Here is a 23104-nt window from a genome sequence, read left to right on the forward strand (position 1 = left end):
GGGTCAGGGGGCGTCCGGGTAGGTGATCACCAGCATGGTGACCCCGTCCGGGGAGGTCCACGGGCCGTGCGGCATGCCGGGCGGGCGGCAGGCGTACATGCCCGCCGTGAAGGTCCGGTCGAGCGTCACGTCGTGTAGCGCTCCCTCGACGAGGTAGACCTCCTCCCAGAAGTCGTGGTGGGCCACGCCGTCCGCCGAGGTGTCGGTGCCCGGCGCCCAGCGGACGAGCGCCGTACGGGATCCGCGCGCGGGGTCGTCGGCCAGCACGCGTTCCTCGACGCCCGGGGCGGCGCCGGCCGGGGTCCGCCACGGTCCGTCGGGGAGGTGGAACTCCAGCTCGGGTTTGCTCATCCCCACACCTCCGGGCGCCGGTTGGCCAGTACGGAGATCCGCTGCCGGACCGCGGTGACCTCGTCGACGTCCAGGTCGGCCGGCAGCAGACCGGGCTCGGCGCCCAGAGCGTGCCGTACGGTCCCGTCGGGTCCGACGACGAGGCTGTGCCCGATCCCCGTCGGGGCGGACCCCGGGCCGGTGTCCGCGCCGGGGTCGGGGTTCGCCTGGTCGACGGCGGCGAGCCACACCGTGGCGTCCAGCGCCCGGGCCCGCGCCAGCAGCTCCCACTGCTCCGCCTTGCCCGGCCCCGCGCCCCAGGACGCGGCCAGCAGGGTGGCGACGGCTCCGGCGTCGGCATGCGCCCGGAACAGCTCCGGGAAGCGGATGTCGTAGCAGGTGGCCAGGCCCAGCCGTACGCCGTCCACGTCGATGACCGTCGGGGCCGAACCCGCTGCGACGGCGTCGGACTCACGGAAGCCGAAGGCGTCGTAGAGATGGATCTTGTCGTACGACGCCTCCACCCCGGGCCCGGTGGCGATCAGGGTGTTGGTCACCCGGCCCTCGGCGGCCGGGGTGAACATGCCGGCCACGACGACCGTGCCGGCGTCCCGGGCGATCCGCCGCACGCCGTCGGCCCACGGCCCGTCCAGGGGCTCGGCGAGCGGTGTCAGTGGCGTGCCGAAGCAGGCCATCGACGCCTCGGGGAAGACGACGACGCGGGCTCCGGCGTCCGCTGCGCGCCGGGTCCACTCCTCGATGAGCAGGAGGTTCTTCTCGGGTTCGGGGCCGGTGGTGAGCTGGCTCAGGGCGATGCGCACGGTGCGTCCTCCTCAGAGGCGGGTAGGGGCGGTGTCCGACTTCGGCGCGGCGAGTGCGGCGTCCTCGTCCACGGCGGCTTCCGGGTCGCGCCCCAGCCAGACGCCGACGAGGGAGACCGCCGAGGCGAGGGCGATGTACACGGCCAGCGGCCCCCAGCTGCCGTAGGCGCTCAGCAGGCTGGTGAACAGCAGCGGGGCGACGGCGCCGCCGATGATCCCGGCCAGGGTGTAGGCCAGGGACGAACCGGTGGAGCGCAGCCGGGGCTCGAACTGCTCGGTGATGAAGGCGGCCTGCGGGCCGTACAGGCAACAGTGGATCACCAGGCCCACCACGACACCCGTGGCGAGCGGCAGCCAGGTGCCGCCGCCGATCATCGGGAAGAACACGAACGGCCACACCCCGGCGGCCACCGCGGCACCGCCGTACAGCAGCCGCCGGTTCACGCGGTCGGACAGGGCACCGGCCAGCGGCATCAGGAAGACCTGGATCGAGGAGCCGATGAGCACGGCCGCGAGGGCGGAGCCGCGTGACATGCCGAGTTCCTGGGTGGCGTACGTGAGGACGAAGACGGTGAACATGGCGTACAGCACGTCGGGGCCGACGCGGCACAGGATCGAGGCCAGCAGGGCCCGGGGCTGGGTGGTGAACACCTCGCGGATCGGCGCCTCGGGCCGGGAGTGCTCGGCCTCCATCGCCTTGAACACCGGGGTCTCCTCCAGCTTCGCCCGGATCCACAGCCCGAACCCGACGAGGACGCCGGAGAACAGGAACGCCACACGCCAGCCCCACGACTCGAACTGTGCCTCGGTCAGCAGCGCGCCGAGGGCCGCCAGCACGCCGTTGGCCAGCAGGTTTCCGGCGGGCGGGCCGACCTGCGCGGCGGAGGCGTAGAAGCCGCGGCGGCGTGGATCCCCGAACTCGCTGGACAGCAGTACGGCACCGCCCCACTCGCCGCCGACGCCGACGCCCTGCGCGAAGCGCAGCACGACCAGGGCGATCGGGGCGGCCACGCCGGCTGTCCCGTACGTGGGCAGGACGCCGATCAGGAACGTCGCCGCGCCGATGAGGACCAGCGTGGCGATCAGCACCTTCTTGCGGCCGATCACATCACCGAGGCGGCCGAAGACGAACCCGCCGAGCGGGCGTGACACATAGCCGACCGCGTAGGTGGAGAACGCCAGGAGCGTGCCGGTGAGCGGGTCCTCCGAGGGGAAGAACAGGTCGCCGAAGACCAGCGCGGCCGCGGCGGAGTAGACGGCGAAGTCGTACCACTCCAGCGCGGTGCCGGTGAGGCTCGCGACGAAGGCCCGGCGGACGCCGGAGTGCCGATCGGACGCCTTTGTGTCGTCCTTCGTGTCGTCCTTCGGGGTGTCGGGCATGGTTCCCATCCTTGCTCGGGGACGTCGGGGGACATCGACCTTCCGGCATACTTCTTGTATACAGGTCGTATGCGCAACCCCCTGCGCGAGAACTTCACCGCGGACGATCCGTGGACCCGATCCGCTGCCCCGATCCGCTGACCCGATCTCTGGGAGTGCCCTCATGGCCGTGCTGACCTTCGAACTGCCCGACGGATCGACGCGCGAGGTCGACGTCGTCCAGGTCCTGAACGCCGGATATGCCGGACGCAGCCAGGAGGACGTCGCCGCCCACGTCGCGGAGCTCGCCGAGCTGGGCGTGCCCGGCCCGTCCGTCACGCCCGCCCTCTACCCCGTCTCCCCCTACCTCGCCCAGCAGACCGACCGGGTGCACGCGCAGCATGCGCACACCTCCGGCGAGGCGGAGTGGGCGCTCGTCGTCGCGGACGGCGGGGAGCTGCTGCTGACCGCCGCCTGCGACCACACCGACCGCGACCTGGAGGTGCACGGCGTGGCCTGGAGCAAGAACGCCGGGCCCGACGTCCTCGCCCGCCGCGCCTGGCGCCTGGCCGACGTGGAGTCCCGCCTCGACGCCCTCACCCTGCGCGCCTGGGTCACCCACGACGGCACCTCGACGCAGATCCAGCACGGCACCCTCGCCGAGCTCCTCGCCCCCGCCTACTGGGTCGACGTCCTGCGCTCACGCGGCGCGCTCACCCCCGGCACCGTCCTGATCTCCGGCACCATCCCCATGACCCCCGGCGTCGACCAGTTCGCCGACGGCTGGAGCGTGGAACTGTCCGACCCCGCCACCGGAGACAGCATCCGCCTCGACTACGACGTCCGGCCGATGCCGGCACCCATCGGCTGACACCGGCCCTTCCTGACGTGCAGCACACTGCCGTCCAGGGGCAGCGGTGACCGGTCCACCAGGGCGAGGCCGGCGTCGGCGAACAGCCCGGCGTAGTGGTCGGCCCGCCGTTCGCGCCCGCCGACGTTGCACATCATGTGGAGATCCCAGGCGGTCGCCAGCGAGGCCGAGCCGTCGGAGGGCAGTACGCGTTCGACGACGAGCAGATCCGCGTGCTCGGGCATCGCGCGGGCGCAGTGGCGCAGGATCTCGCGGCAGCGCTCGTCGTCCCAGTCGTGCAGGACGCGGGAGAGGACGTAGACGTCACCGCCCGCGGGCACGTCCGCGAAGTCGCCGGCCACAAAGGCGCAGCGGGGGCCGAGGCCGGTCTCCTCGAGTCGGCGGCGGGCGGCTTCCACAGCGTGTGGACGCTCCAGCAGGACCCCGTGCAGCCGCGGGTGCGCGGCGAGGACGCGGCCGAGCAGCTCCCCGTTGCCGCCCGCGACATCGACCACCGTGCCCCCGCCGGGCGCCTCGGCCGCCGCGGTGAGGGCCGGGTGCCCGGGGACCGGGTCGAACATGGCGGCTCCCGCCGCCATGGACTGGTCGAAGAGTTCCGCGAGTTCGGGGTCGCGGGCGAAATGGTCGAAGTGGTTGTCGCCGAAGAGGTGCTCGAAGGCGACCTCTCCCGTGCGCACCGTGTGCCCGAGCCCGGCGAAGGACTCGTAGAACGGGCCGCCGTACATCAGCGCCAGCGCCCGCATCGACCCGGGGGCGCCGGCCCGTAGCAGCGCGCCCAGCTCGGTGAGCCGGAAGCCGTCACGGCCCTCCGACACCGCGCCCAGCATCGCGAGATAGCGGAGCAGCGTCGCCAGACTCCGCGGCCTCGCGCCGACCGCCCGCGCCAGTTCCTCGACCTCGGCACCTCGTTCGACGGCCATGGCGTCGGGTACCCGGAACTCGGCGAACGCGGCCAGTGCCTGGGTCGTCCACGCCCCGGTCAGCAGGCGCAGGAGCGTTTCGGCGGGCTGCCGGGCGCGATGCTCGCCGAGGTGGTCGGCGAGCACGTCGCGGTGGTCGCCGGGGACGTACAGCTCCACCCGCCGGTACCCGGCCTTGGCCTCGGCGGCCGCGCCGAAGTAGAAGACCGTGCCGTTCTCGTGCGGGTTGTAGCCGCCGCCGTCGGGGACGGCCCCGTAGCGCGCGAAGGCCGAGGTGAGGCCGCGCAGCACCAGCGGATCCGGCGCCGCGACCTCGAAGGCGACGTGCGCCTCGTGCTGGCGCTCACGCTCGCACGCGGCGATCTCCTCCAGCCCCGATCCCGGCGGCACGGTCAGCGCGAACACCTCGACCGTACGGTGCTCCCCGTCCGCCCCGGCCACCGCGGGGCGCAGGATGCCGACGTCCAGCTCGGCCGCCGGCCGCCGATGCCGTACGGCCAGCCGCTCGCGTACGACCACACTCGGCCGGGCGGGCAGGGCCGCGCTGAGCCCGCAGTCGGCGAGCATGGCGCGCAACTCCGCCTCGTTGGACGGGAAGACGAGCAGCGCGGCATGGGAGAAGCGGCAGTGCTCCACGAGAGCCCGCAGCTCCGGACCGTCGAGCCCGGGGAACAGGAGCGGGAGCAGGGTGGCGGTGTCCTGCTCCTTGACGAAGCCGACCGTCGCGAGCAGGCGGGACGTGTCGCCCGACAACGTCGTGATCATTGCGGGGATCCTCATTCAGATCTGGGATGACGCGGGACAGGAGGAAGAAGGCGGAGGAGCAGACCTCATACGCCGGCGTAGTGCTCGGCGAACCAGTCCTGGTGGCTGCGCGACGTACGCAGCGAAGCGATGCGGGAGCGCCGCAGGGAGTCGTGGAACAGTGACGTGCCGTCCGAGCCGGACGGGCCGTGCAGCAACCGGATCATCCAGTGCGAGAACTCCTGCGCGCGCCAGAGGTAGGGCAGGCACCGCGCGGAGTAGGTGTCGAGCCCCCCGGAATCACCGTGGACGAGGTCGTCGACCAGGGCCTCGGCGAGGATCTCCGCCTCCAGGACCGCGAGATTGGCGCCCTTCGCGGCGGAGGGGCTGACGAGTCCTGCGGCGTCGCCGACGAGGAACAGCGAACCGTGCCGCAGTGGTTCGAGCACATCGGACTCCAGGTCGACGACGCCCCGCCGCACGATCCGGCCACGGTGCAGCGGACCGTACTCCGCTCCCCGCATCCGCAGCTCAAGCTCGTCCCAGATCCGTTCCTCGGACCAGGCATCGGCCGGGGTACCGCGCTCGCACTGCACGTAGTAGCGGGTGATCTCGCTGGTGCGCGCCATGTGCCCGGCGAAGCCTCGCTCGTGCACCGCGTACCCGACGGCGTCCAGACTGGGCGGCGCCTCGGCGAGCAGTCCGAGCCAGGTCACGCCGTGGTCGCAGTGGTGCCGGCGCACCGACCCTGGCGGCAGCGACCGCCGGGCCGCGCCGTGCCGCCCGTCGCACCCGGCCACGTACCGTGCCCGCCACCGCCCGGGCCGCCCGTCCGCCTCGCGCACGGTCACCGAGGGCCGCTCGGTGCCGGAGCCGAGGACGGTCACCGCCTCGGTGGCGAACTCGACCCGCCCGCCGGAGGCCAGGAACCGCGTCAGCAGATCGCTGACCAGCTGCTGCTGGGGATAGACGGTATGCCGCTCACCGCGCCCGAGCCCGCTGTAGTCCAGCCGGAACCGGCCGTCCGCGCCGCGGAACTCACACACACTGTGCGGCTGCCCATGCCGCCGCAGCCCTTCGGCCAGCCCGTGCCGCTCCAGGATCCGTACGGTGTTGGCCGCCAGGAACCCGGCACGCGCCCGGGTCTCGACGTGCGCGCGCTCGGCCCGCTCCAGGACGACGCAGTCGACCCCCCGCTGCTGAAGAAGATTGCCGAGCACCAGCCCGGCCGGTCCGGCCCCGAGGACGACCACGTCGGTCGTGCTCCGGGTCTGCCTGTCTGCCACGAGACGGGATAGTAAGTCCAGCGAAGTGGCTTACTTGACGAAAATCACCTGAACGGGGAGAGCCGCGCTCGCATTACCCATTTCGGGTGCGCATGTTGTGCGCATTTCAGGGCTTCTGTCCAGGATGGGTGGCGCGATGTGTTCCCTCACGAAGGTGAAATGATCATGCCGACGTATGTCACGCTGCTGAACTGGACCGATCAAGGGATCCGGAACTACAAGGACACGGCGAAGCGTGCCGAGGCCTTCGCCTCGGGGGTGCAGAAGCTCGGGGCGAAGCTTCTGAGCATCTACTGGACCGTCGGTCCCTACGACCTCATGGCCGTCGTCGAAGCGCCCGACGACGAAACCGCCACCGCGGCTCTCCTGCAGCTCGGCGGGGTGGGCAACGTCCGCACCACGACCCTGCGGGCCTTCGGCCAGGAGGAGATGGCGCGCATCATCGCCAAGGCCGCCGGCTGAGCCGCCCGAGGCCGCCGACTTCCGTGCCGTGCTCACCGGGTCGGGGTCGGCGGCCGGGACGCCGTATATGCCTTTCAGGCCCGGTTGAGCCGTGCGGCGATTCCGTGACCGATCAGCAAATACATGACGGCCGGGAGGCCGTAATTGAGGACAACGCGTAGGCCTTCTGTGTCCATTGTGAAAATGTCCTGGGACCACCAGGCCAGCAAGTCCGCCGTTCCCCGTACGAACTCGACGAATACATTCGCCTGGTTCGCGTCGAGCAGGAACAGCAGGATCCAGAGACCGAGGAAACCCGCGGCGATGTCGGCGATCGTGCAGATCATCAGGGCCGCGCGCCGGGCGCCGGCCTGCTGGCGTACGGGTCGTTCCGGGCCTGTGGGCTGGTTGTACGTCTGATATCCGGGAGCCGGGTCGATGTTGCTCACAAGGAATCCGATCTGACGTGTTGTCCTGTCGGCACGCCCGCCCCGGACACCGAAAACGCAATCCGGTTCGTCGCCCCGCTTCTGCCTATCCCTGCGTCTTGTGAGCCCTGCCGCGTTACACCCTCATCCGCAATGACCCGAATATCAGCGCACCGGGAAGCCGCAGGAGTAGCCCTGCTCCTTGAGCCAGGGGAGGATTCGGCGCAGGGCCTCGACGGTCTGGGAGCGTTCGCCGCCCGCGTCGTGGAAGAGGATCGTCGGCCCGTTCGGCAGTTCCCGTTCGACGGTGGCGACCATGGCGTCCGTGCCCGGCCGCTCGAAGTCCTTGGAGTCGACGTTCCAGCCCAGCGGGCGCATGCCCCGGGAGGCGGCCAGCTTGCGGCTGTAGGGGGTGAAGGCCCCGCCGGGCGCCCGGTAGTACATCGGCCGTACGCCCCCGGACGCCTTGGTGATCATGCGTTCGGCGTCGAGGATCTGCCGCGACTGGTAGGCCTCGGACTTCTTGTCCATGGTGGTGTCGTGCGACACCGAGTGGTCGCACAGCCGGTGCCCGGCCGCGACGACCTTCCTCACGAGGTCCGGGTGGGCCTGTGCCTGCGTCCCCACCATGCAGAACGTGGCCTTCACCCCGTACTCCCGCAGCACGTCGAGCACTTCGGGGGTCCACACGGGGTCGGGGCCGTCGTCGATGGTGATGTTGACGCCGCGGGCTCCCTTGTCCGAGGCGTGCGCGATGTCCACCGCGACCGGCTTGACGTCACCGCCGGGCCCGGCCGACGCGCTCGCCTTCGGCGACGAGCCGTCCGTGGCCCCGGCCTGCGCGGTCCACACCGACGCACCGGTGGCGAGCAGCGTCACCCCGAGCGCCGCCCCGACCACCTTGCCGTACCAGCCCCGCCCGCCGCCGTGCCGCGCCATGTCCGCCCCGCTCTCCCGCAGTTCCTCGCCGATGCCCGGTCACCGTGCGACCAACTGGCATGACGAGAAGCGGCGGCCACAGGATCCGTCCGTTACCGAGCACGGACAATCCCGGGGGAGTTCGCGGACAACTCGGCGGCTGCGGACCGCCGGGCCCGCAGGATGTCGCGCTTCCGTGCCCCCGTCCCCGGTCACCACCCGGTGAGCAGCAGATGGTTGAGCAGGAGTGCGAGCACCGCCTGGGTCGCGAGCCAGGCGCGGGGCCGGGTGAGGAACGCGCAGGCCGGCAGCAGCCACACCGCGAAGGGGAGCCAGATGCGTTCCGTCTCGGCCTTGCTCATGCCCGACAGGTCGGCGACCAGGAGGGCGAGGAGGGCCGCGGACACGAGAAGGGCGAGGCGGACGTGCCCGGGAGGTCCGGAGCGCCGCCGGAGCAGTACGGCACCCGTGCGACGCAGCCCCGGAGCCGTCGCCAGGCCCGTGATCAGGACCGCGCAGGCGAGGTTCGCCCACACCCAGTAGCCGTAGGGCCGGGTACCGCCCACACCCTGGTGGTAGCGCGTGACCAGGAGCCGGTACGCCTCCCACCAGTCGAACCCGGCGAGGGTGAAGGCCGTCGGGACCACGGCCAGACCGGCGAGCAGCGCCACGAGCAGCACCGGCCGTTCCCGGACGCGCCGCCGGCCGAGCAGCAGTACCGCCGCGCCGATGAGCGCGACGAGGGTGAGGCCGTACGAGAGGTAGCAGGTGAGCCCGAAGAGGAGGCCGGCCGCCGCCGCCCACCAGGGGGGCCTTCCGCTGACCGCGAGGGCCAGCAGCGCCACGGCCCAGGCCGCGACCGCCGCGAAGTACGCGTCGGCCGAGGTGCCCATCCACACCGCGGCCGGGGCCAGGACCAGGAAGGGCGCCGCCCGTCGCGCGAGGCTCTCACCGGCCAGCGCCCGTACCGCGACCAGCACGGCCACGCATGCCGTGGCGCCGACGGCGACGCACCACACCCCGGCCCAGCCGCCGCCCCGCAGCCCGATCCGGTCGAGGAGGACGAAGGTGAGCGTGGCCGCGGGCGGGTGCCCGGCGACATGGGCGGGCCAGTTGTCGGGGGACTCCAGAAGGATGTGCTGGGTGAAGTCCCGCAGGGTGGCCGGGATGTCGTCGAAGCGGTCGATGACCTGGAGGTACTCGTGGCGGGTGGTGAGCCGGCCCGCGATGCCCCGCTGCCAGCCGTCGACCAGGGCGAGGGAGACGATCCAGGCCGTTGCCGTCGCCCATGCCGTCGCGAGCAGGGCCCGCCAGGGCAGCCTGGCGGCGAGGGCGGGTCCGTACGCCACCACGGCCACCGCCACGAGCAGGGCGGCCGGGGTGCCGGGGCCGACGTGCGGATCCCAAGTGGCGAGCACCGGAGGCCACTTGACGAACAGGGTGTGCTGGGAGTCCTGGATGTGCCGGCCGATCAGCACGGCCGTCGTGACGAGGAGGGCGGCTGCGAGGGCGGCGTACAGGTCGCGGAGGAGGGGGCGGGTCACATCCGCACGCTAGGCCGGGTGATGGGAGGAAGTACCTCCGTCCGGGCCGGATGTCAGCGTTTCGTCATCGCTCGCGCGGCCTTTCCGGGGGTGGGCCGGGCCTACGGTCGGGCCATGACACGGTCTCCTTCCTCGCCGGGTTTCTGGCGCAGCCCGCTGCGCGGCCCCTGGTTCACCTCGGTGCTGGGCGTCGTCCTGCTCGGCGGGATCACGGTGCTGTTCGTGACGGGGCTGGTCTCCTACGCCGCCTACAACCCGGACCTGTCGCCGGTGAACGACAAGACCCCGGACAAGGGGATCCTCGGCTTCTACCTGTTCTCCTGGCCGACGGACCCGCACTGGCTGTACCGGCTCAACCAGGGCGTCCACGTCACGCTCGGCATCACGCTGATCCCCGTGCTGCTGGCCAAGCTGTGGTCGGTGATCCCGAGGCTGTTCGCGCTGCCGCCGGCCCGCTCGCTCGCGCACGCGCTGGAGCGGATCTCGCTGCTGCTCCTCGTCGGGGGCGCGCTCTTCGAGTTCGTGACGGGTGTCCTCAACATCCAGCTGGACTACGTCTTCCCCGGCTCCTTCTACACCCTGCACTTCTACGGGGCCTGGGTGTTCTTCGCCGCGTTCGTCGCCCACGCCCTGCTGAAGCTGCCGACGGCCCTGCGCAATCTGCGGCAGCTGCGGGAGGAGCGGAACGACCTGGTGACGCCGCGTCCCGCCGAGCCGACCGTCTCCCGGCGGGGGGCGCTGTGGTTCGTCGGGGGCGGTTCGCTGCTGCTGTTCGCGACGACGGCCGGGCAGAGCTTCGACGGTCCGCTGCGGCGCACCGCCCTCCTCGCGCCCCACGGCGGCGGTGAACCCGGCGGCGGCCCGAACGGGTTCCAGATCAACAAGACCGCCGCGTACGCCGGGATCGACGTGGCGGAGACGGGCGAGGACGCGTGGCGGCTCGTCGTGACGGGGCGTACGGGCACCGTCCGCCTCAGCCGTGCCCAGCTCGCCGCGCTCTCCCTGCACAGCTCCGCGTTGCCCATCGCCTGTGTGGAGGGCTGGTCCACGTCCGACCAGTGGTGGCGCGGGGTGCGGCTGCGCGACCTCGCGGCGCTCGTCGGGTACGACGACCCGCCGGACGTGTTCGTCGAGTCCCTCCAGGCACGCGGCGCCTTCCGCGAGGCCGCGCTGCGCGCCAACCAGGTGGCAGACCCGCGCTCCCTGCTCGCCCTGTACGTCAACGGCGAGGACCTGTCCCCCGACCACGGCTACCCGGCGCGGATCATCGTGCCCGCCGCGCCCGGTGTGCTCAACACCAAGTGGGTGGCCCGGATGACGTTCGGAGAGCTGTGATGCGACGGCCGCGGATCCCCCTCGGAAGCCCCTTCCAGCTTCTGCTGCTCGCCTGCTCGTTCGCCCTCGCCGCCTACGCGGGGGTGCGGCTCCTCGCGGACGACTGGTTCGGCGTGGCGCTGTGGTTCGTGGGCGCGGCACTGCTGCACGACCTCGTGCTGCTGCCGTTGTACGCGGCTCTGGACCGGGCGGTCGTACGAGGGCTCGGTGCGGTCCGCCGCCGGGAGTGGGCGATGTACGTCCGTGTCCCGGCGGCCCTGTCCGGTCTGCTCCTGCTCGTGTGGTTCCCGCTGATCGGCGGGAGGGTGGAGCGGCGTTACCGCCTGGGCACCGGACTCTCGCCGGACGTGTTCCTCGCCCGCTGGCTGCTGATCAGCGCCCTGCTCTTCGGCGGCTCCGCGCTGCTGCTGGCGCTGCGGCTGCGCAGGGCGACGAAGCAGCGCCCGCCGGCCACCCACTGACCGGCGGCACGCCAGCTCGCCCGGCGGGCGTGCCGCAGCAGGGCCGGGGTACCGAGCCGCGCCCAGGGGAACGCGCCGTCCGGTCCACAGCTGTGGACGACGTCCACGACCTGTACCTCGGCGCGCTCGTCGATGTCCACCGGCGCGGTCTCGGCGATCAGCAGGCCGCCGGGGGAGAGGAGACCGGCCGCCCGGTCCAGCAGGGCGCGCGGATCGCCGCCGATGCCGACGTTGCCGTCCATGAGCAGGACGGTGCCCCAACGGCCCTCGCCGGGCAGGGGGTCGAAGACGGAGCGCCGCAGTGCCTGGCCCCCGAGCCGTACGGTGTGGTGGACGGCGGTCTCGCTGACGTCGATGCCGAGGACGGTCCGGCCACGGGCGGCGAGTTCCGCGACCAGGCGCCCGGGTCCGCAGCCGACGTCCAGCACGCTGCCCTCGCACCGGTCCAGTACGTCCCGGTCGACCGGGTCGGCCCGCGCGCACCAGCGTTCGACGTCGAGCGGCAGCAGCCAGCCGTCGGCGCGGCGCAGGAACAGCGGGCCACGGCCCGTGCGCAGGGCGGTGGCGTAGGGGTCGGCGGCGGCCCAGGCCGCGGGCGCGGTGGTCATGGGCGCCTCGCCGTGTGCCGGGCCAGCCGGGCCGCGAACGTCCCGTGCGGGGCCAGCGCGGCGACCGCGTGGGCGTCCGCGGCCGTGTCGACGTCCCGCAGCCGGGGCAGGTCCCGCACCCGCAGGCCCGCGGTGATGAGCCGGCTCCGTTGCACCGCGCCCGTCATGGACGTGGACATGGGGACGTCCCGCAGCAGCGCTGGGTCGGGGTGTGCCAGGCCGAGGGCCCAGAAGCCGCCGTCCTCGGCCGGGCCGAAGTGGGCGTCGCAGTCGGAGAAGTCCACGGTGAGCAGCTCCGGTGTCACCTGCGGGGTGTCCATGCCGATGAGCAGCGCCGGGCCGTCGCACTGCGCGAAGGCGTCCGCCAGCCGCTCGTCCAGCCCGCCCGCGCACTGCCGTACGACGTCGAAGCCGGGCGGCAGCCAGGGGCCGGGGGAGCCGTCGAGAACGAGGACGCGCCGGGAGGCGGGCGTGGCCGCCACGGCGCGCAGGGTGTCCGCGAGGGACGCCTCGGCCAGCTCGGCCGCCTCCCCGGGCGTGAACGGCGGCGTGAGCCGGGTCTTGACCCGGCCGGGCCGCGGCTCCTTGGCGATGATCAGAAGCGTGGGCAACGGGCTCGACGGACTCAACGGACGGCTCCTCCCTGCGCCGGGGCCTCGCTCAGCACGCGGCTCATGTCCCGTACGGCCTGCCAGGTGCCGCGCCACGTGCCCGTCACCTTCGAGGCCCCGGTGCGCGGCAGGTACGGCACGTCGTGCTCGGCGATCCGCCAGCCGGCGTCGGACGCGTGGACGACCATCTGGAGCGGATAGCCGCTGCGCCGGTCGGTGAGGCCGAGGGCGAGCAGCGGTTCGCGGCGGGCGGCGCGCAGGGGGCCGAGGTCGTGCAGCCGCAGCCCGGTGCGGCGGCGCAGCATCCGCGCGAGCGCGAGGTTGCCGGCCCGGGCGTGCGCGGGCCACGCGCCCCGGCCCTGCGGACGCCGCCTGCCGAGCACCAGGTCGGCCTCGCCGTCCCGCACTTCGCGGACGAAGGGGACGAGGAGCGAGGGGTCCAGGGAGGCGTCGCAGTCGCAGAAGCACACCACGTCGGCGGTGGCCGCGGTCAGCCCGGCGTGGCAGGCCGCGCCGAAGCCCCGGCGCGGCTCGCTCACGACGGTCGCGCCGAACGCGCGGGCGACCCGGTCCGAGCCGTCGGTGGAACCGTTGTCGACGACGAGTGCGCGCCAGCCCGGCGGGATCCGCTCGAGGACCCAGGGCAGCGCCCGGGCCTCGTTCAGGCAGGGCAGCACCACGTCGACGTCCGAAGGAATCGTCGTCACGGTCTCACCCTACGAACGCGAATCGGGCATAGCGGACTTCCGCTCCTTACGAAACGCGGACGTCAGCGGCCCGGAGGCCTCCGGCGCACGGCATCGGCGGGCGCCCGGTGCCAGGCTGGAGGCATGCAGCAGCCCCATCAGCACGAGGACACCCCCGACGGGCCCCCGCGGATCCTGGTCGTCGACGACGACCCGACCGTCGCGGAGGTCGTCGCCGGGTACCTGGACCGCGCCGGTTACGTCGTCGACCGCGCGGACGACGGCCCGACGGCCCTCACCCGCGCCGCCGCGCACTGGCCGGACCTGATCGTCCTCGATCTGATGCTGCCCGGGATGGACGGCCTGGAGGTGTGCCGGCGGATGCGGGGGCACGGGCCGGTCCCGGTCATCATGCTCACCGCCCGCGGCGACGAGGACGACCGCATCCTCGGCCTGGAGGTCGGCGCCGACGACTACGTCACCAAGCCCTTCAGCCCGCGCGAGCTGGTCCTGCGTGTGGAGTCGGTGCTGCGCCGCAGCAGGCCCGCCGTCCCCGGGCGCCGACTGGGTGCGGCCGGTCTGACCGTCGACCCGGGGGCCCGCCGGGCCACCAAGGACGGCACCGAACTCGCCCTCACCCTCCGCGAGTTCGACCTGCTCTCCTTCTTCCTGCGCCACCCGGGCCGGGCCTTCGGCCGTGAGGACCTGATGCGCGAGGTGTGGGGGTGGGACTTCGGCGATCTGTCGACCGTCACGGTCCACGTGCGCCGCCTGCGGGGCAAGGTGGAGGACGACCCGGCCCGGCCCCGTCTGATCCAGACCGTGTGGGGCGTGGGCTACCGCTTCGAACCGGGTGGTGAGTGAGCCATGTGGGACACCTTTCTCATCGCCGTCTACGCCTTCGCCGGAGCCGCGGCCACCGGGCTGGCCGGGGCGGCCGTACTGCGCCTGATCCGGCGCCGCTCGCTCACCGCGTCCCTCGCGGTGGTCGCGGCGGTCGGGGTCGTCGCGATGCTCGCGGGCACGCTGGCCGTGGCGTGGGCGATGTTCCTGAACTCGCACGACCTGACCGTCGTCACGACCGTCGTCGCCATGGCGGCCGTGGTCTCCATGGCCACCGCTCTCCTCCTGGGCCGCTGGGTCGTGGCCCGCAGCCGCGAACTCGCGGTCGCGGCCAGGTCGTTCGGCGACGGCGGGAGCTTCGCCGCCCCCGACGGCCCGACGACCGCCGAACTCCACTCGCTGAGCCGCGAGTTGGCGGCCACCAGCGCCCGGCTCGCGGAATCCCGCGAGCGGGAACGCGCTCTGGAGACCTCCCGGCGCGAACTCGTCGCCTGGATCTCGCACGACCTGCGCACCCCGCTCGCCGGTCTGCGCGCCATGTCGGAGGCCCTGGAGGACGGCGTCGCCACCGACCCCGACCGCTATCTGAAGCAGATGCGCACCGAGGTCGAACGCCTCAACGACATGGTCGGCGACCTCTTCGAGCTCTCCCGCATCCACGCGGGCACGCTCCCTCTCACTCCCACCCGGCTCTCCCTCTACGACCTGGTCGGCGACGCGCTGGCGGGAGCCGACCCGCTCGCCCGGGAACACGGGGTGCGGCTGGTGGGCGGCCGGATCGAACAGGTGCCGGTGGAGGTGGACGGCAAGGAGATGAGCCGGGTCCTGGGCAATCTGCTGGTCAACGCCATCCGCCGGACCCCGGCCGACGGCACGGTCGCGATCGCTGCTGAACGTACTGCCGAAGGTGTGGTGCTGTCGGTGACGGACGCCTGCGGCGGCATCCCCGAGGAGGACCTGCCGCGTGTCTTCGACACCGGCTGGCGCGGCACGCACGCCCGGACGCCCCCGGCCGGCGCGGGCCTGGGCCTCGCCATCGTCCGGGGGATCGTGGAGGCGCACCAGGGCCGGGCCACCGTACGCAACATCCCCGGCGGCTGCCGTTTCGAGGTGGTGCTGCCCGCCGCCGCTTCGTGAACACGGGCAGCACCACCGGTCTTTCGCGAGCCGGGGCCCGGGGCGGCTCCTACGAGTCCCGCATCCCGGCCCGTGCGAACTCCGCCATGCCCTCCTCGAACCCGACCGCCGGCTTCCACCCCAGAGCGCCCCGCAGCCGCGACGAGTCCGCGGTGATGTGCCGTACGTCCCCGAGCCGGTACTCGCCGGTGACCACCGGCTCGGGCCCGCCGTACGCGGCGGCCAGGGCCCGGGCCATCTCGCCGACGGTGTGCGGGTCGCCGCTGCCGGTGTTGTAGGCCGTGAGCGCACCCCGCCCGGACTCCGTCTCCAGGGCCACCGCGCCAGCCGCCGCCACGTCCCGCACGTGCACGAAGTCCCGCCGCTGCCGCCCGTCCTCGAACACGCGCGGTGCCTCACCCCGGGCGAGCGCCGAGCGGAAGAAGGAGGCGACACCGGCGTAGGGGGTGTCGCGGGGCATGCCCGGTCCGTACACGTTGTGGTAGCGGAGCGACACCGCCGATCCGCCGGTGCAGCGGGCCCAGGCGGCGGCCAGGTGCTCCTGGGCGAGCTTGGTCGTGGCGTACACGTTCCGGGGATCGGCCGGGGCGTCCTCGCCGACCAGGCCGGGGGAGAGCTCCGCCCCGCACTCCGGACAGGGCGGCTCGAACCGGCCCGCGTCGAGGTCGGCGGCGGCACGCGGCCCGGGCCGTACGACCCCGTGCCGCTGACACTCGTAGCGCCCCTCCCCGTAGACCACCATCGACCCGGCCAGCACGAGACGCCCGACGCCCGCCTCCGCCATGGCGGCGAGCAGTACGGCGGTGCCCAGGTCGTTGTGCGAGACATACTCCGCCGCGTCGGCGACCCCGTCCCCGAGCCCGACCATCGCGGCCTGGTGACACACGGCGTCCACCCCGGCCAGGGCGCGACGGACGGCCACCGGATCCCGCACGTCGGCGCCGGGCTCCTCCCGCACGTCGAACACGACCGCCTCGTGCCCACGCTCCCGCAGGGCGGCGACCACATGGGACCCGATGAACCCGGCACCGCCGGTGACCAGTACACGCATGGGGCCACGCTAGGCCCGCACCGGCGCCGCACCACGGGATCGCGCCCGTACGTCACGACTCCGTAAGGCGTCAGGGCGTGCGTCGGACCGGGACAAAACGGAATCCGCGCGAGACGCTGCACCCATGACAGCCACACCGTCCCCCGGTGCCGCCACCGAAGCCACGTACCGCTTCGACGACCTGACCGCCCTCTACATCAACTGCACCCTCAAACCCTCCTCGCAGCTCAGCCACACGCAGGGCCTGATCGACAGGAGCGCGGCGATCATGATGTCGCGCGGGGTCACCACATCCGAGATCCGCGCGGTCGACCACGACATCGCGCCCGGCGTCCAGCCGGACATGACCGAACACGGCTTCGCCACCGACGAGTGGCCCGCACTGTACGAGCGGGTGATGGCCGCGGACATCCTGGTCATCGCCGGGCCGATCTGGCTCGGCGACAACAGCTCCGTGACGAAGAGGGTGATCGAGCGCCTCTACGCCTGTTCCAGTCTCCTCAACTCACAAGGGCAGTACGCCTACTACGGCCGCGTCGGCGGCTGTCTGATCACCGGCAACGAGGACGGTGTGAAGCACTGCGCGATGAACGTCCTCTACAGCCTCCAGCACCTGGGCTACACGATCCCGCCCCAGGCTGACGCCGGCTGGATCGGCACGGCCGGCCCCGGCCCCTCGTATCTCGACCCGGGCTCGGGCGGCCCGGAGAACGACTTCACCAACCGCAACACCAGCTTCATGACCTGGAACCTGATGCACCTCGCCGCCCTGCTGAAGCGCGCCGGAGGCGTCCCCTCGTACGGCAACCAGCGCTCGCAGTGGGAGGCCGGCTGCCACCCGGGTGCGGACAACCCCGAGCACCGTTGACGGACGGGCACGCCCCGGCGGGCACAGGGCCGCGGACGTAAGGGTTTCGTCATCCGCCGGGAGCCCCGGACGGCCGCGTTCGTCCGTTGAATGGGAGGCAGGACGGGTGACTTCCCAGGAGGTGGGCGGTATGGGGCGGGTGCGGAGCGCGTGGGCGAGGCCGTGGGTGGCCGGTGTGCTGGTGGTGGCGGTCGTCATGGTCGGCTTGGGGCTGTACTGGTTCCAGCCGTGGAAGCTGTGGCAGGACGAGACGGTCCAGGAGGCGCTGCCCGGGACCGCGGCCGCCTCGCAGGCACCTGCCGGACCGCCGTCGTCCGGGACGTCCTCCGCCCCGGCCGCCCCGGCTGCCCCGGCGGGGCCGGTGACGGTGGCGGTCGGCGAGCTGGTCAGCCATGAGCACGCGACGTCCGGCACGGTGAGGCTCGTGCGGCTGGCCGACGGATCCCACATCGTGCGGCTGGAGAACCTCGACACCAGCAACGGTCCTGACCTGCGCGTCTTGCTGACCGACGCACCGGTGAAGGAGGGCCGGGCCGGCTGGCACGTCTTCGACGACGGCGAGCATGTCGGCCTCGGCAAGCTCAAGGGCAACAAGGGCAGCCAGAACTACGAGGTGCCCGAAGACATCGCCCCGGCCCGCTACCGCAGCGTCAGCATCTGGTGCGACCGCTTCGACGTCTCCTTCGGTGCCGCCGAACTCGCCATGCCATAATGCATGCAATTGCCACAAAAAGGGATATGTGGACATGTCATGACGGGGTCGCGCATCGCAGTGAGGGCAGCCGTCGCCCTGGCGCTGGGCGGGACGCTGGTCATGGCGTGCGGCGGCGGCGAGGGCGGCTCGAAGACACTGACCTGGTCGATGTGGGCCAGCGGCGGTGAGGAACAGCAGGTCTGGCATGAACTCGCGGACCGCGTGTCCCTCGAGGATCCGCAGATCACGATCAAGCTCGAGACCTCGTCCTTCGAGGACTACTTCGCCGAGCTCGGCACCCGCTTCGACAGCGGCGACGCACCCTGCATCGTCTCGATGCAGGCGCTCCGCACCGCGGGCTACACCCAGGGCATGCTGCCGCTCGACGATCTGATCGCCAGGAACGACTTCGACGTGACGGACTTCGACAAGTCCGTCATGGAGGGACTGAGTGCCGACGGGAAGCAGTACGCGCTGCCGTACGACGTCGGCCCGGTGATCCTCACGTACAACAAGGACATGTTCCGCAACGCCGGGGTGCCGGAGCCCCGGGTGGGGTGGACTCTGGCCGAGTTCGAGTCGGCCGCCCGCAAGCTGACCGGGGACCGGACGTACGGGTTCGTGGCCTCACCCCAGGACGTGTGGATGTTTCCCATGGTGCTGACCAGGACCGGGGCGCAGCCCACCGACGGGTCGGGCGGACTGCGACTGACCACCCCCGCCGTGATCCGGGGCGTGCAGTGGTACGCCGACCTGGCGGCCAGGCAGAAGGTCGCCCCCCGCGTGCCCGGGAACGATCCCACATTCCCCGACAAGGAGTTCCTCAGCGGCGACGTGGCCATGGGCGCCAACGGCCCGTGGGCGTTGCTGAACCTGAAGAACCAGGCCGGCTTCCCGGTGGGTCTGACCACGCTCCCGGCCGGCCCGGAGGGCAGCAGGACGTACTCGTCCGGTTCCGGGTTCGGCATCTCCAAGTCCTGCCCGGACCCGGAGGGGGCGTTCAGGGCGATCACGCTGATGACCGCGAAGAAGCAACTGGAGTGGCTCGGCGGAGTGGGACGCGCCTATCCGTCACGCGAGTCGGCCCAGCACGCGTGGTACGAGAACGCCCGCCTCGCCGGCGCCCGAGAGGTTCTCGAAGCCGCCGACGCCTCGGCGATTCCGCTGCGTACGACGGAGAACTGGGAGCGGGTCAACGAACTGCTCAACCAGTACGGCCCCGACCTCTTCAGCGGGGCGAGCTCCGCGAAACAGGTACTGGAGCAGGTGCAGAGCCAGGCGGGGCAGGAGTGATCGGCAGCGTGGGTGCCCTGGAGACGAGAATGCTGGACGCCCGAGCGTGTGAGGGCGGCCGCCGCCGAGGTGAGGTCCGGGCGGACCGTGTCCCTCGCCGCCCGATCGAGACGCGGCCCGGCCCGGACACCCCCGGCGCCATGTGATGTTCGACGGCGAGCTGTACGGAGGCAACTCCAGCACCTGCTCGGCCAGCTGGGCGTGCACGAGCACCATCTGCTGGACCACAGCGTCCATCTGCACAAGGCCATGCCGATCGGCGCCACCGCCCACCAGGCCGGCACCGCCTCCGACGGGCGAATCCCGTCGGCCAGGCAGCGCAACACCGCCCTGCCTTGGGCCATGCCTCACGCCCCCGGTGATGGGGTGACGCGCGAGCGCGCCGGGCCGTGGTCCGGCGGCCGTACGGGGCTACGCAGTGCAGGAGGCAGTCGATCGTGAGTTCCACCGAAGGCGCACCTCAAGGTGTGATCCCCGCTCAGCTGCTCCGGGGCCAGAAGGCCCTGGTGACCGGGGCCAACTCCGGAATCGGCAAGGCCACGGCCATCGGCCTGGGCAGGGCCGGAGCGGACGTCGTCGTCAACTACGTGGCCGGCCGGGACGAGGCCGAGAAGGTCGTCGAGGAGATCACCTCGTTCGGTGTGCGGGCCGCAGCGTACGAGGCGGACGTGTCCGACGAGGACCAGGTCGTCGCCATGACGGAGCGGATGGTCGAGGAGTTCGGCACGATCGACATCCTCGTCGCCAACGCCGGACTGCAACGCGACGCCCCCTTCACCGAGATGACCCGCGCCCAGTGGCAGAAGGTGCTGGACGTCAACCTCACCGGGCAGTTCCTCTGCGCCCGGGAGGCGACCAAGGAGTTCCTGCGCCGCGGGGTCGTGCCCGAGGTGTCGCGGGCCGCGGGAAAGATCATCTGCATGAGCTCGGTGCACCAGGTCATCCCGTGGGCGGGGCACGTCAACTACGCCTCGTCCAAGGGCGGTGTGCAGATGATGATGGAGACCCTGGCCCAGGAACTCGCCCCGAAGAAGATCCGGGTGAACGCGATCGCCCCCGGGGCCGTCAAGACCCCCATCAACCGCGCCGCCTGGGAGACGCCGGACGCCGAGCGGGATCTCCTGCGGCTGATCCCCTACGACCGTGTCGGCGAACCCGAGGACATCGCCCACGCGGCCGTCGGCCTCGCCTCCGACCTCATGGACTACGTCGTGGGAACCACCCTCTACGTCGACGGCGGCATGACCCTCTTCCCCGGATTCGCCACGGGCGGCTGATCTCGCCCGCCCGCGTCGCCGGCCTCCGGGGAGACACGTATGCACACCACGCTCCACCTCCTGGCGGACGCACCGCCCCAGCTGCTGCCGGCCAGATCGCTGATGGCCTTCACCCTCGCCTCGCACATCATCCTGGTGCCGCTGGGCGTGGCCCTGCCGCTGATCACGCTCATCATGCACGGCTACGGGCTGCGCAAAGGCGACCCCACCGCCCTGCTGCTGGCGCGGCGCTGGTCGGCCGTGATGGCGGTCCAGTTCGCGATCGGCGTGGTCACCGGCACGGTCCTGTCCTTCGAGTTCGGGCTGCTGTGGCCGGGACTGATGGGCCGGTGGGGAGACGTCTTCGGGATCGGGTTCGGCGTCGAGGCCTGGGCCTTCTTCCTGGAGGCCGTGCTCATCGCCATCTACCTCTACGGCTGGCGGCGCCTCAAGCCCCGCACCCACTTCCTGCTCGGGCTTCCCCTCCCCGCCGCCGCGCTGCTCGGGGCCTTCGGCATCCTGGCCGCCAACTCCTGGATGAACACCCCGCGGGGCTTCACCCTCGACGCCGAGGGCGACCCCACCGACGTGAACATCTGGAAGGCGATCTTCACGCCGATGTTCGGGCCGCAGTACTGGCACTTCGTGGTGGCCATGCTGGTGACCGCCGGCTATGTCGTGGCCGGTGTCTACGCCAGCGGATGGCTGCGCGGACGCCGGGACCGCTACCACCGCCTCGGCTTCACCGTCCCGTTCACCGTCGCCGCGGTCTGCACGCCCGTCCAGTTCATGCTGGGCGACTCCATCGCCCGCCAGGTCTTCCACAAGCAGCCGGTCAAGTTCGCCGCGATGGAGATCGTCTGGAAGACCGACACCCATGTTCCCGAGTACCTCTACGGCCGTCTCCACCCGGACGGCAGCATCTCCGGCGGTATCAGGATCCCGCAGCTCGACTCCGTCCTGGCCGGGTTCAGGCCCGACACCAAGGTGACCGGCCTGACCTCCGTACCGGCCGACCAGCGCCCCAACGCCACCCAGGCCACCATCGCCCACTGGGCGTTCGACACCATGGTCGGCATCGGCTGCCTGCTGGTGCTGCTCGCCCTGTGGTACGCCCTGGCCTGGTGGCGCCGCCGCCGGCTGCCCGAGTCGACATGGTTCTACCGGGGCGCCGCGGTCGCGGGCGTCGCCTCCGTCGTCGCCGTCGAATGCGGCTGGATCACCACCGAGGTGGGACGCCAGCCGTGGATCGTCTACGGGAACATGCGGGTCTCCGAGGCGGTGACCTCCACCCATGCCACCGGGCTGTGGACCATGTTCGGCCTGGTGGTCCTCGTGTACGTGTTCGTCTTCGGCTCGTTTCTCCTCGTGCTGCTGACGATGCGCACCCGCTGGCGTCTCGCCGACGAGCGGCAGGCGGCCGAAGGCCCCGAGGCGGACACCCCCTACGGACCGCGCCCGGCCGTTGCGGCCTCCGACAGCGGCAGGTCGTGATGGCCGACGTCATCGCCGTCGTCCTGCTGCTCGCGGTCGCCGCCTACAGCTGCGGCGGCGGTACCGACTACGGGGCCGGGTTCTGGGACCTGACGGCAGGCGGAGCCGGGCGCGGCAAGCGGCCGAGATGGCTCATCGACCACGCGATGGCCCCCGTCTGGGAGGTCAACAACGTCTGGCTGATCTTCGTCCTGGTCACCATGTGGACCGGCTTCCCGGTGATGTTCCAGACGGTGTTCTCCGCGATGTGGCTGCCCCTGGCGCTGGCTGCCGTGGGCATGGTCCTGCGGGGCGCGGGCTTCGCCCTGCGCAAGCCCAGCCGGCGGCTCGCCGGGCGACGTCTGTACGGGGCCGTGTTCGCCGTCTCCTCGCTGCTGACCCCGTTCTTCCTCGGCGCGGCGGCCGGCGGCATCGCCTCCGGCCGGATCGCCCCCGGCACCCCCGCGGCGGACGACGCCTGGTCCAACCCCACCTCCCTCCTCTTCGGCCTGCTCGCCATCGCGACGTCGGCCCTGCTGGGGGCGGTGTTCCTGGCCGCGGACGCCCGGCGCTTCGACGCGCCCGACCTCGACGGCTACTTCCGCAGGCGCGGGCTCGGCGCCCTCGCCGCCGTCGCCGTACTCGCCGTGATCACCCTGTTCGTCACCCACGACGACGCCCCGCACGTCTGGCACGGCCTCACCCACGGGGCGGGCCTGGCCTGCGTCATCGTGACCGCCGTGGCCACGCTCGCCACCGTCGGCCTGCTGCTGCGCCCCTCCGGCTCCTGGTCGCGGGTCACCGCCGTCGCGGTCGTCGCCTCCGCCGTGATCGCCTGGGGCCTGGCCCAGCGGCCCTACCTCATCCCCACCTCCCTGACCGTCGCCGAGGGAGCGGGCGCCTCCGGCACGCTGCGCTGGCTCGGCATCGTCACGCTGGTGGCCCTGCTGCTGGTCTTCCCGGCGGTCGCCCTCCTGTACTGGCTGGACACCCACGGCGAGCTGGAATCCCTCAGCGACGCCGATCTGCGGGGGCGTGGTGCCGGGGACCAGGGGTGAGTGAAGAGGAGATCCTGCTGGCGGTCGGCCCGGTCGGCCCGGTCGGCCCGGTCGGCCCGGTCGGCGGC

At 72.3% G+C, this 23104-nt stretch carries 23 protein-coding genes; 11 read left to right on the top strand and 12 right to left on the bottom strand.

Translation table 11 applies throughout. The features are described from left to right. Window positions 1-3 precede the first annotated feature (3 nt). Genes ACIBK5_RS38770 through ACIBK5_RS38780 form a run of 3 tightly spaced genes read right to left on the bottom strand, consistent with a single transcriptional unit; the run spans window position 4 to window position 2531 of the window. Window positions 4-351 (bottom strand): cupin domain-containing protein, encoded by a 348-nt coding sequence (locus ACIBK5_RS38770; RefSeq protein ID WP_399027394.1) that lies wholly within the window; start codon window positions 349-351, stop codon window positions 4-6. Beyond that, window positions 348-1151 carry a carbon-nitrogen hydrolase family protein gene (locus ACIBK5_RS38775; RefSeq protein WP_399027396.1) on the bottom strand — a complete coding sequence of 268 codons (804 nt, stop codon included), beginning with the start codon at window positions 1149-1151 and terminating at the stop codon, window positions 348-350. The genes ACIBK5_RS38770 and ACIBK5_RS38775 overlap by 4 nt, the downstream gene beginning before the upstream one ends. A 12-nt stretch (window positions 1152-1163) precedes the next feature. Beyond that, the gene (locus ACIBK5_RS38780) at window positions 1164-2531 is read right to left on the bottom strand and encodes an MFS transporter (protein WP_399027398.1); all 1368 of its coding nucleotides are present in this window, start codon (window positions 2529-2531) and stop codon (window positions 1164-1166) included. Window positions 2532-2694: 163 nt separating this feature from the next. Between ACIBK5_RS38780 and ACIBK5_RS38785 the strand changes: the two genes are divergently transcribed. Continuing rightward, on the top strand, window positions 2695-3381 hold the full coding sequence (locus ACIBK5_RS38785) for a DUF2848 domain-containing protein (RefSeq protein ID WP_399027400.1): 687 nt from the start codon (window positions 2695-2697) through the stop codon (window positions 3379-3381). On the opposite strand, the gene ACIBK5_RS38790 is transcribed toward ACIBK5_RS38785, so the two are convergent. Together ACIBK5_RS38790 and ACIBK5_RS38795 are read right to left on the bottom strand one after the other, a co-directional pair. Continuing rightward, on the bottom strand, window positions 3345-5066 hold the full coding sequence (locus ACIBK5_RS38790; RefSeq protein ID WP_399027401.1) for a methyltransferase: 1722 nt from the start codon (window positions 5064-5066) through the stop codon (window positions 3345-3347). The genes ACIBK5_RS38785 and ACIBK5_RS38790 overlap by 37 nt on opposite strands. A 65-nt stretch (window positions 5067-5131) precedes the next feature. Further along, window positions 5132-6331 (bottom strand): 4-hydroxybenzoate 3-monooxygenase, encoded by a 1200-nt coding sequence (locus ACIBK5_RS38795; protein ID WP_399027403.1) that lies wholly within the window; start codon window positions 6329-6331, stop codon window positions 5132-5134. A 165-nt stretch (window positions 6332-6496) separates the two neighbouring features. Here ACIBK5_RS38795 and ACIBK5_RS38800 point away from each other — a divergent pair, with 165 nt between their 5' ends. After that, window positions 6497-6793 (top strand): GYD domain-containing protein, encoded by a 297-nt coding sequence (locus ACIBK5_RS38800; RefSeq protein WP_399027405.1) that lies wholly within the window; start codon window positions 6497-6499, stop codon window positions 6791-6793. Between the two features lie 74 nt (window positions 6794-6867). Here ACIBK5_RS38800 and ACIBK5_RS38805 read toward each other — a convergent pair whose 3' ends face one another. From ACIBK5_RS38805 to ACIBK5_RS38815, 3 genes are all read right to left on the bottom strand, one after another. Beyond that, on the bottom strand, window positions 6868-7221 hold the full coding sequence (locus ACIBK5_RS38805; protein WP_399027407.1) for a hypothetical protein: 354 nt from the start codon (window positions 7219-7221) through the stop codon (window positions 6868-6870). A 144-nt stretch (window positions 7222-7365) separates the two neighbouring features. Continuing rightward, entirely contained in the window at window positions 7366-8139 is a 774-nt protein-coding gene (locus ACIBK5_RS38810; RefSeq protein ID WP_399027409.1) for a polysaccharide deacetylase family protein, read from the bottom strand. A 191-nt stretch (window positions 8140-8330) separates the two neighbouring features. After that, window positions 8331-9662, bottom strand: a complete 1332-nt coding sequence (locus ACIBK5_RS38815) for a hypothetical protein (RefSeq protein ID WP_399027411.1) — start codon at window positions 9660-9662, stop codon at window positions 8331-8333. A gap of 114 nt (window positions 9663-9776) precedes the next feature. Between ACIBK5_RS38815 and ACIBK5_RS38820 the strand changes: the two genes are divergently transcribed. Continuing rightward, window positions 9777-10997: a molybdopterin-dependent oxidoreductase gene (locus tag ACIBK5_RS38820; protein ID WP_399027413.1), complete on the top strand. Its 1221-nt coding sequence runs from the start codon at window positions 9777-9779 to the stop codon at window positions 10995-10997. Window positions 10998-11313: 316 nt separating this feature from the next. On the opposite strand, the gene ACIBK5_RS38825 is transcribed toward ACIBK5_RS38820, so the two are convergent. The 3 genes from ACIBK5_RS38825 to ACIBK5_RS38835 are packed head-to-tail and all read right to left on the bottom strand — an operon-like array spanning window position 11314 to window position 13384. After that, complete coding sequence (locus ACIBK5_RS38825) at window positions 11314-12066, bottom strand: class I SAM-dependent methyltransferase (protein ID WP_399027415.1); 753 nt, start codon at window positions 12064-12066, stop codon at window positions 11314-11316. Then, window positions 12063-12677 carry a DUF2064 domain-containing protein gene (locus ACIBK5_RS38830; RefSeq protein WP_399027572.1) on the bottom strand — a complete coding sequence of 205 codons (615 nt, stop codon included), beginning with the start codon at window positions 12675-12677 and terminating at the stop codon, window positions 12063-12065. The genes ACIBK5_RS38825 and ACIBK5_RS38830 overlap by 4 nt, the downstream gene beginning before the upstream one ends. Window positions 12678-12691: 14 nt before the next feature. Then, window positions 12692-13384, bottom strand: a complete 693-nt coding sequence (locus ACIBK5_RS38835) for a glycosyltransferase family 2 protein (protein WP_399027417.1) — start codon at window positions 13382-13384, stop codon at window positions 12692-12694. A 123-nt stretch (window positions 13385-13507) separates the two neighbouring features. Here ACIBK5_RS38835 and ACIBK5_RS38840 point away from each other — a divergent pair, with 123 nt between their 5' ends. Together ACIBK5_RS38840 and ACIBK5_RS38845 are read left to right on the top strand one after the other, a co-directional pair. Continuing rightward, entirely contained in the window at window positions 13508-14227 is a 720-nt protein-coding gene (locus tag ACIBK5_RS38840) for a response regulator transcription factor (RefSeq protein ID WP_399027419.1), read from the top strand. Between the two features lie 3 nt (window positions 14228-14230). Then, window positions 14231-15343 carry a sensor histidine kinase gene (locus ACIBK5_RS38845; RefSeq protein ID WP_399027421.1) on the top strand — a complete coding sequence of 371 codons (1113 nt, stop codon included), beginning with the start codon at window positions 14231-14233 and terminating at the stop codon, window positions 15341-15343. Window positions 15344-15392: 49 nt separating this feature from the next. Here ACIBK5_RS38845 and ACIBK5_RS38850 read toward each other — a convergent pair whose 3' ends face one another. Beyond that, window positions 15393-16394, bottom strand: a complete 1002-nt coding sequence (locus ACIBK5_RS38850) for an NAD-dependent epimerase/dehydratase family protein (RefSeq protein WP_399027423.1) — start codon at window positions 16392-16394, stop codon at window positions 15393-15395. 124 nt (window positions 16395-16518) lie between these two features. On the opposite strand from ACIBK5_RS38850, the gene ACIBK5_RS38855 reads away from it, so the two are divergent. The 6 genes from ACIBK5_RS38855 (at window position 16519) to ACIBK5_RS38880 (ending at window position 23036) form a co-directional block, all read left to right on the top strand. Further along, on the top strand, window positions 16519-17262 hold the full coding sequence (locus tag ACIBK5_RS38855; protein WP_399027424.1) for a flavodoxin family protein: 744 nt from the start codon (window positions 16519-16521) through the stop codon (window positions 17260-17262). Window positions 17263-17392: 130 nt separating this feature from the next. Continuing rightward, window positions 17393-17974, top strand: a complete 582-nt coding sequence (locus ACIBK5_RS38860; protein WP_399027574.1) for a DM13 domain-containing protein — start codon at window positions 17393-17395, stop codon at window positions 17972-17974. A 39-nt stretch (window positions 17975-18013) separates the two neighbouring features. Then, window positions 18014-19249 (top strand): ABC transporter substrate-binding protein, encoded by a 1236-nt coding sequence (locus ACIBK5_RS38865; protein WP_399027426.1) that lies wholly within the window; start codon window positions 18014-18016, stop codon window positions 19247-19249. 437 nt (window positions 19250-19686) lie between these two features. Next, entirely contained in the window at window positions 19687-20526 is an 840-nt protein-coding gene (locus ACIBK5_RS38870) for an SDR family oxidoreductase (protein WP_399027428.1), read from the top strand. 39 nt (window positions 20527-20565) lie between these two features. Then, a complete protein-coding gene (locus ACIBK5_RS38875; protein ID WP_399027430.1) occupies window positions 20566-21999 on the top strand; it encodes a cytochrome ubiquinol oxidase subunit I in 1434 nt (477 codons plus the stop codon). Continuing rightward, window positions 21999-23036: a cytochrome d ubiquinol oxidase subunit II gene (locus tag ACIBK5_RS38880; RefSeq protein WP_399027432.1), complete on the top strand. Its 1038-nt coding sequence runs from the start codon at window positions 21999-22001 to the stop codon at window positions 23034-23036. Before ACIBK5_RS38875 ends, ACIBK5_RS38880 begins: the two co-directional genes overlap by 1 nt. Window positions 23037-23104 lie beyond the last annotated feature (68 nt).

The organism is Streptomyces sp. NPDC050546 (assembly GCF_044457425.1).
Classification (GTDB): domain Bacteria; phylum Actinomycetota; class Actinomycetes; order Streptomycetales; family Streptomycetaceae; genus Streptomyces.

Bases quoted from the DNA above. Each gene is read 5' to 3' on its own strand.
- ACIBK5_RS38770 (WP_399027394.1), bottom strand. From the start codon at position 351: ATGAGCAAACCCGAGCTGGAGTTCCACCTCCCCGACGGACCGTGGCGG.
- ACIBK5_RS38780 (WP_399027398.1), bottom strand. From the start codon at position 2,531: ATGCCCGACACCCCGAAGGACGACACGAAGGACGACACAAAGGCGTCC.
- ACIBK5_RS38785 (WP_399027400.1), top strand. From the start codon at position 2,695: ATGGCCGTGCTGACCTTCGAACTGCCCGACGGATCGACGCGCGAGGTC.
- ACIBK5_RS38790 (WP_399027401.1), bottom strand. From the start codon at position 5,066: ATGATCACGACGTTGTCGGGCGACACGTCCCGCCTGCTCGCGACGGTC.
- ACIBK5_RS38800 (WP_399027405.1), top strand. From the start codon at position 6,497: ATGCCGACGTATGTCACGCTGCTGAACTGGACCGATCAAGGGATCCGG.
- ACIBK5_RS38810 (WP_399027409.1), bottom strand. From the start codon at position 8,139: ATGGCGCGGCACGGCGGCGGGCGGGGCTGGTACGGCAAGGTGGTCGGG.
- ACIBK5_RS38820 (WP_399027413.1), top strand. From the start codon at position 9,777: ATGACACGGTCTCCTTCCTCGCCGGGTTTCTGGCGCAGCCCGCTGCGC.
- ACIBK5_RS38825 (WP_399027415.1), bottom strand. From the start codon at position 12,066: ATGACCACCGCGCCCGCGGCCTGGGCCGCCGCCGACCCCTACGCCACC.
- ACIBK5_RS38840 (WP_399027419.1), top strand. From the start codon at position 13,508: ATGCAGCAGCCCCATCAGCACGAGGACACCCCCGACGGGCCCCCGCGG.
- ACIBK5_RS38845 (WP_399027421.1), top strand. From the start codon at position 14,231: ATGTGGGACACCTTTCTCATCGCCGTCTACGCCTTCGCCGGAGCCGCG.
- ACIBK5_RS38850 (WP_399027423.1), bottom strand. From the start codon at position 16,394: ATGCGTGTACTGGTCACCGGCGGTGCCGGGTTCATCGGGTCCCATGTG.
- ACIBK5_RS38855 (WP_399027424.1), top strand. From the start codon at position 16,519: ATGACAGCCACACCGTCCCCCGGTGCCGCCACCGAAGCCACGTACCGC.
- ACIBK5_RS38860 (WP_399027574.1), top strand. From the start codon at position 17,393: ATGGGGCGGGTGCGGAGCGCGTGGGCGAGGCCGTGGGTGGCCGGTGTG.
- ACIBK5_RS38865 (WP_399027426.1), top strand. From the start codon at position 18,014: ATGACGGGGTCGCGCATCGCAGTGAGGGCAGCCGTCGCCCTGGCGCTG.
- ACIBK5_RS38875 (WP_399027430.1), top strand. From the start codon at position 20,566: ATGCACACCACGCTCCACCTCCTGGCGGACGCACCGCCCCAGCTGCTG.
- ACIBK5_RS38880 (WP_399027432.1), top strand. From the start codon at position 21,999: ATGGCCGACGTCATCGCCGTCGTCCTGCTGCTCGCGGTCGCCGCCTAC.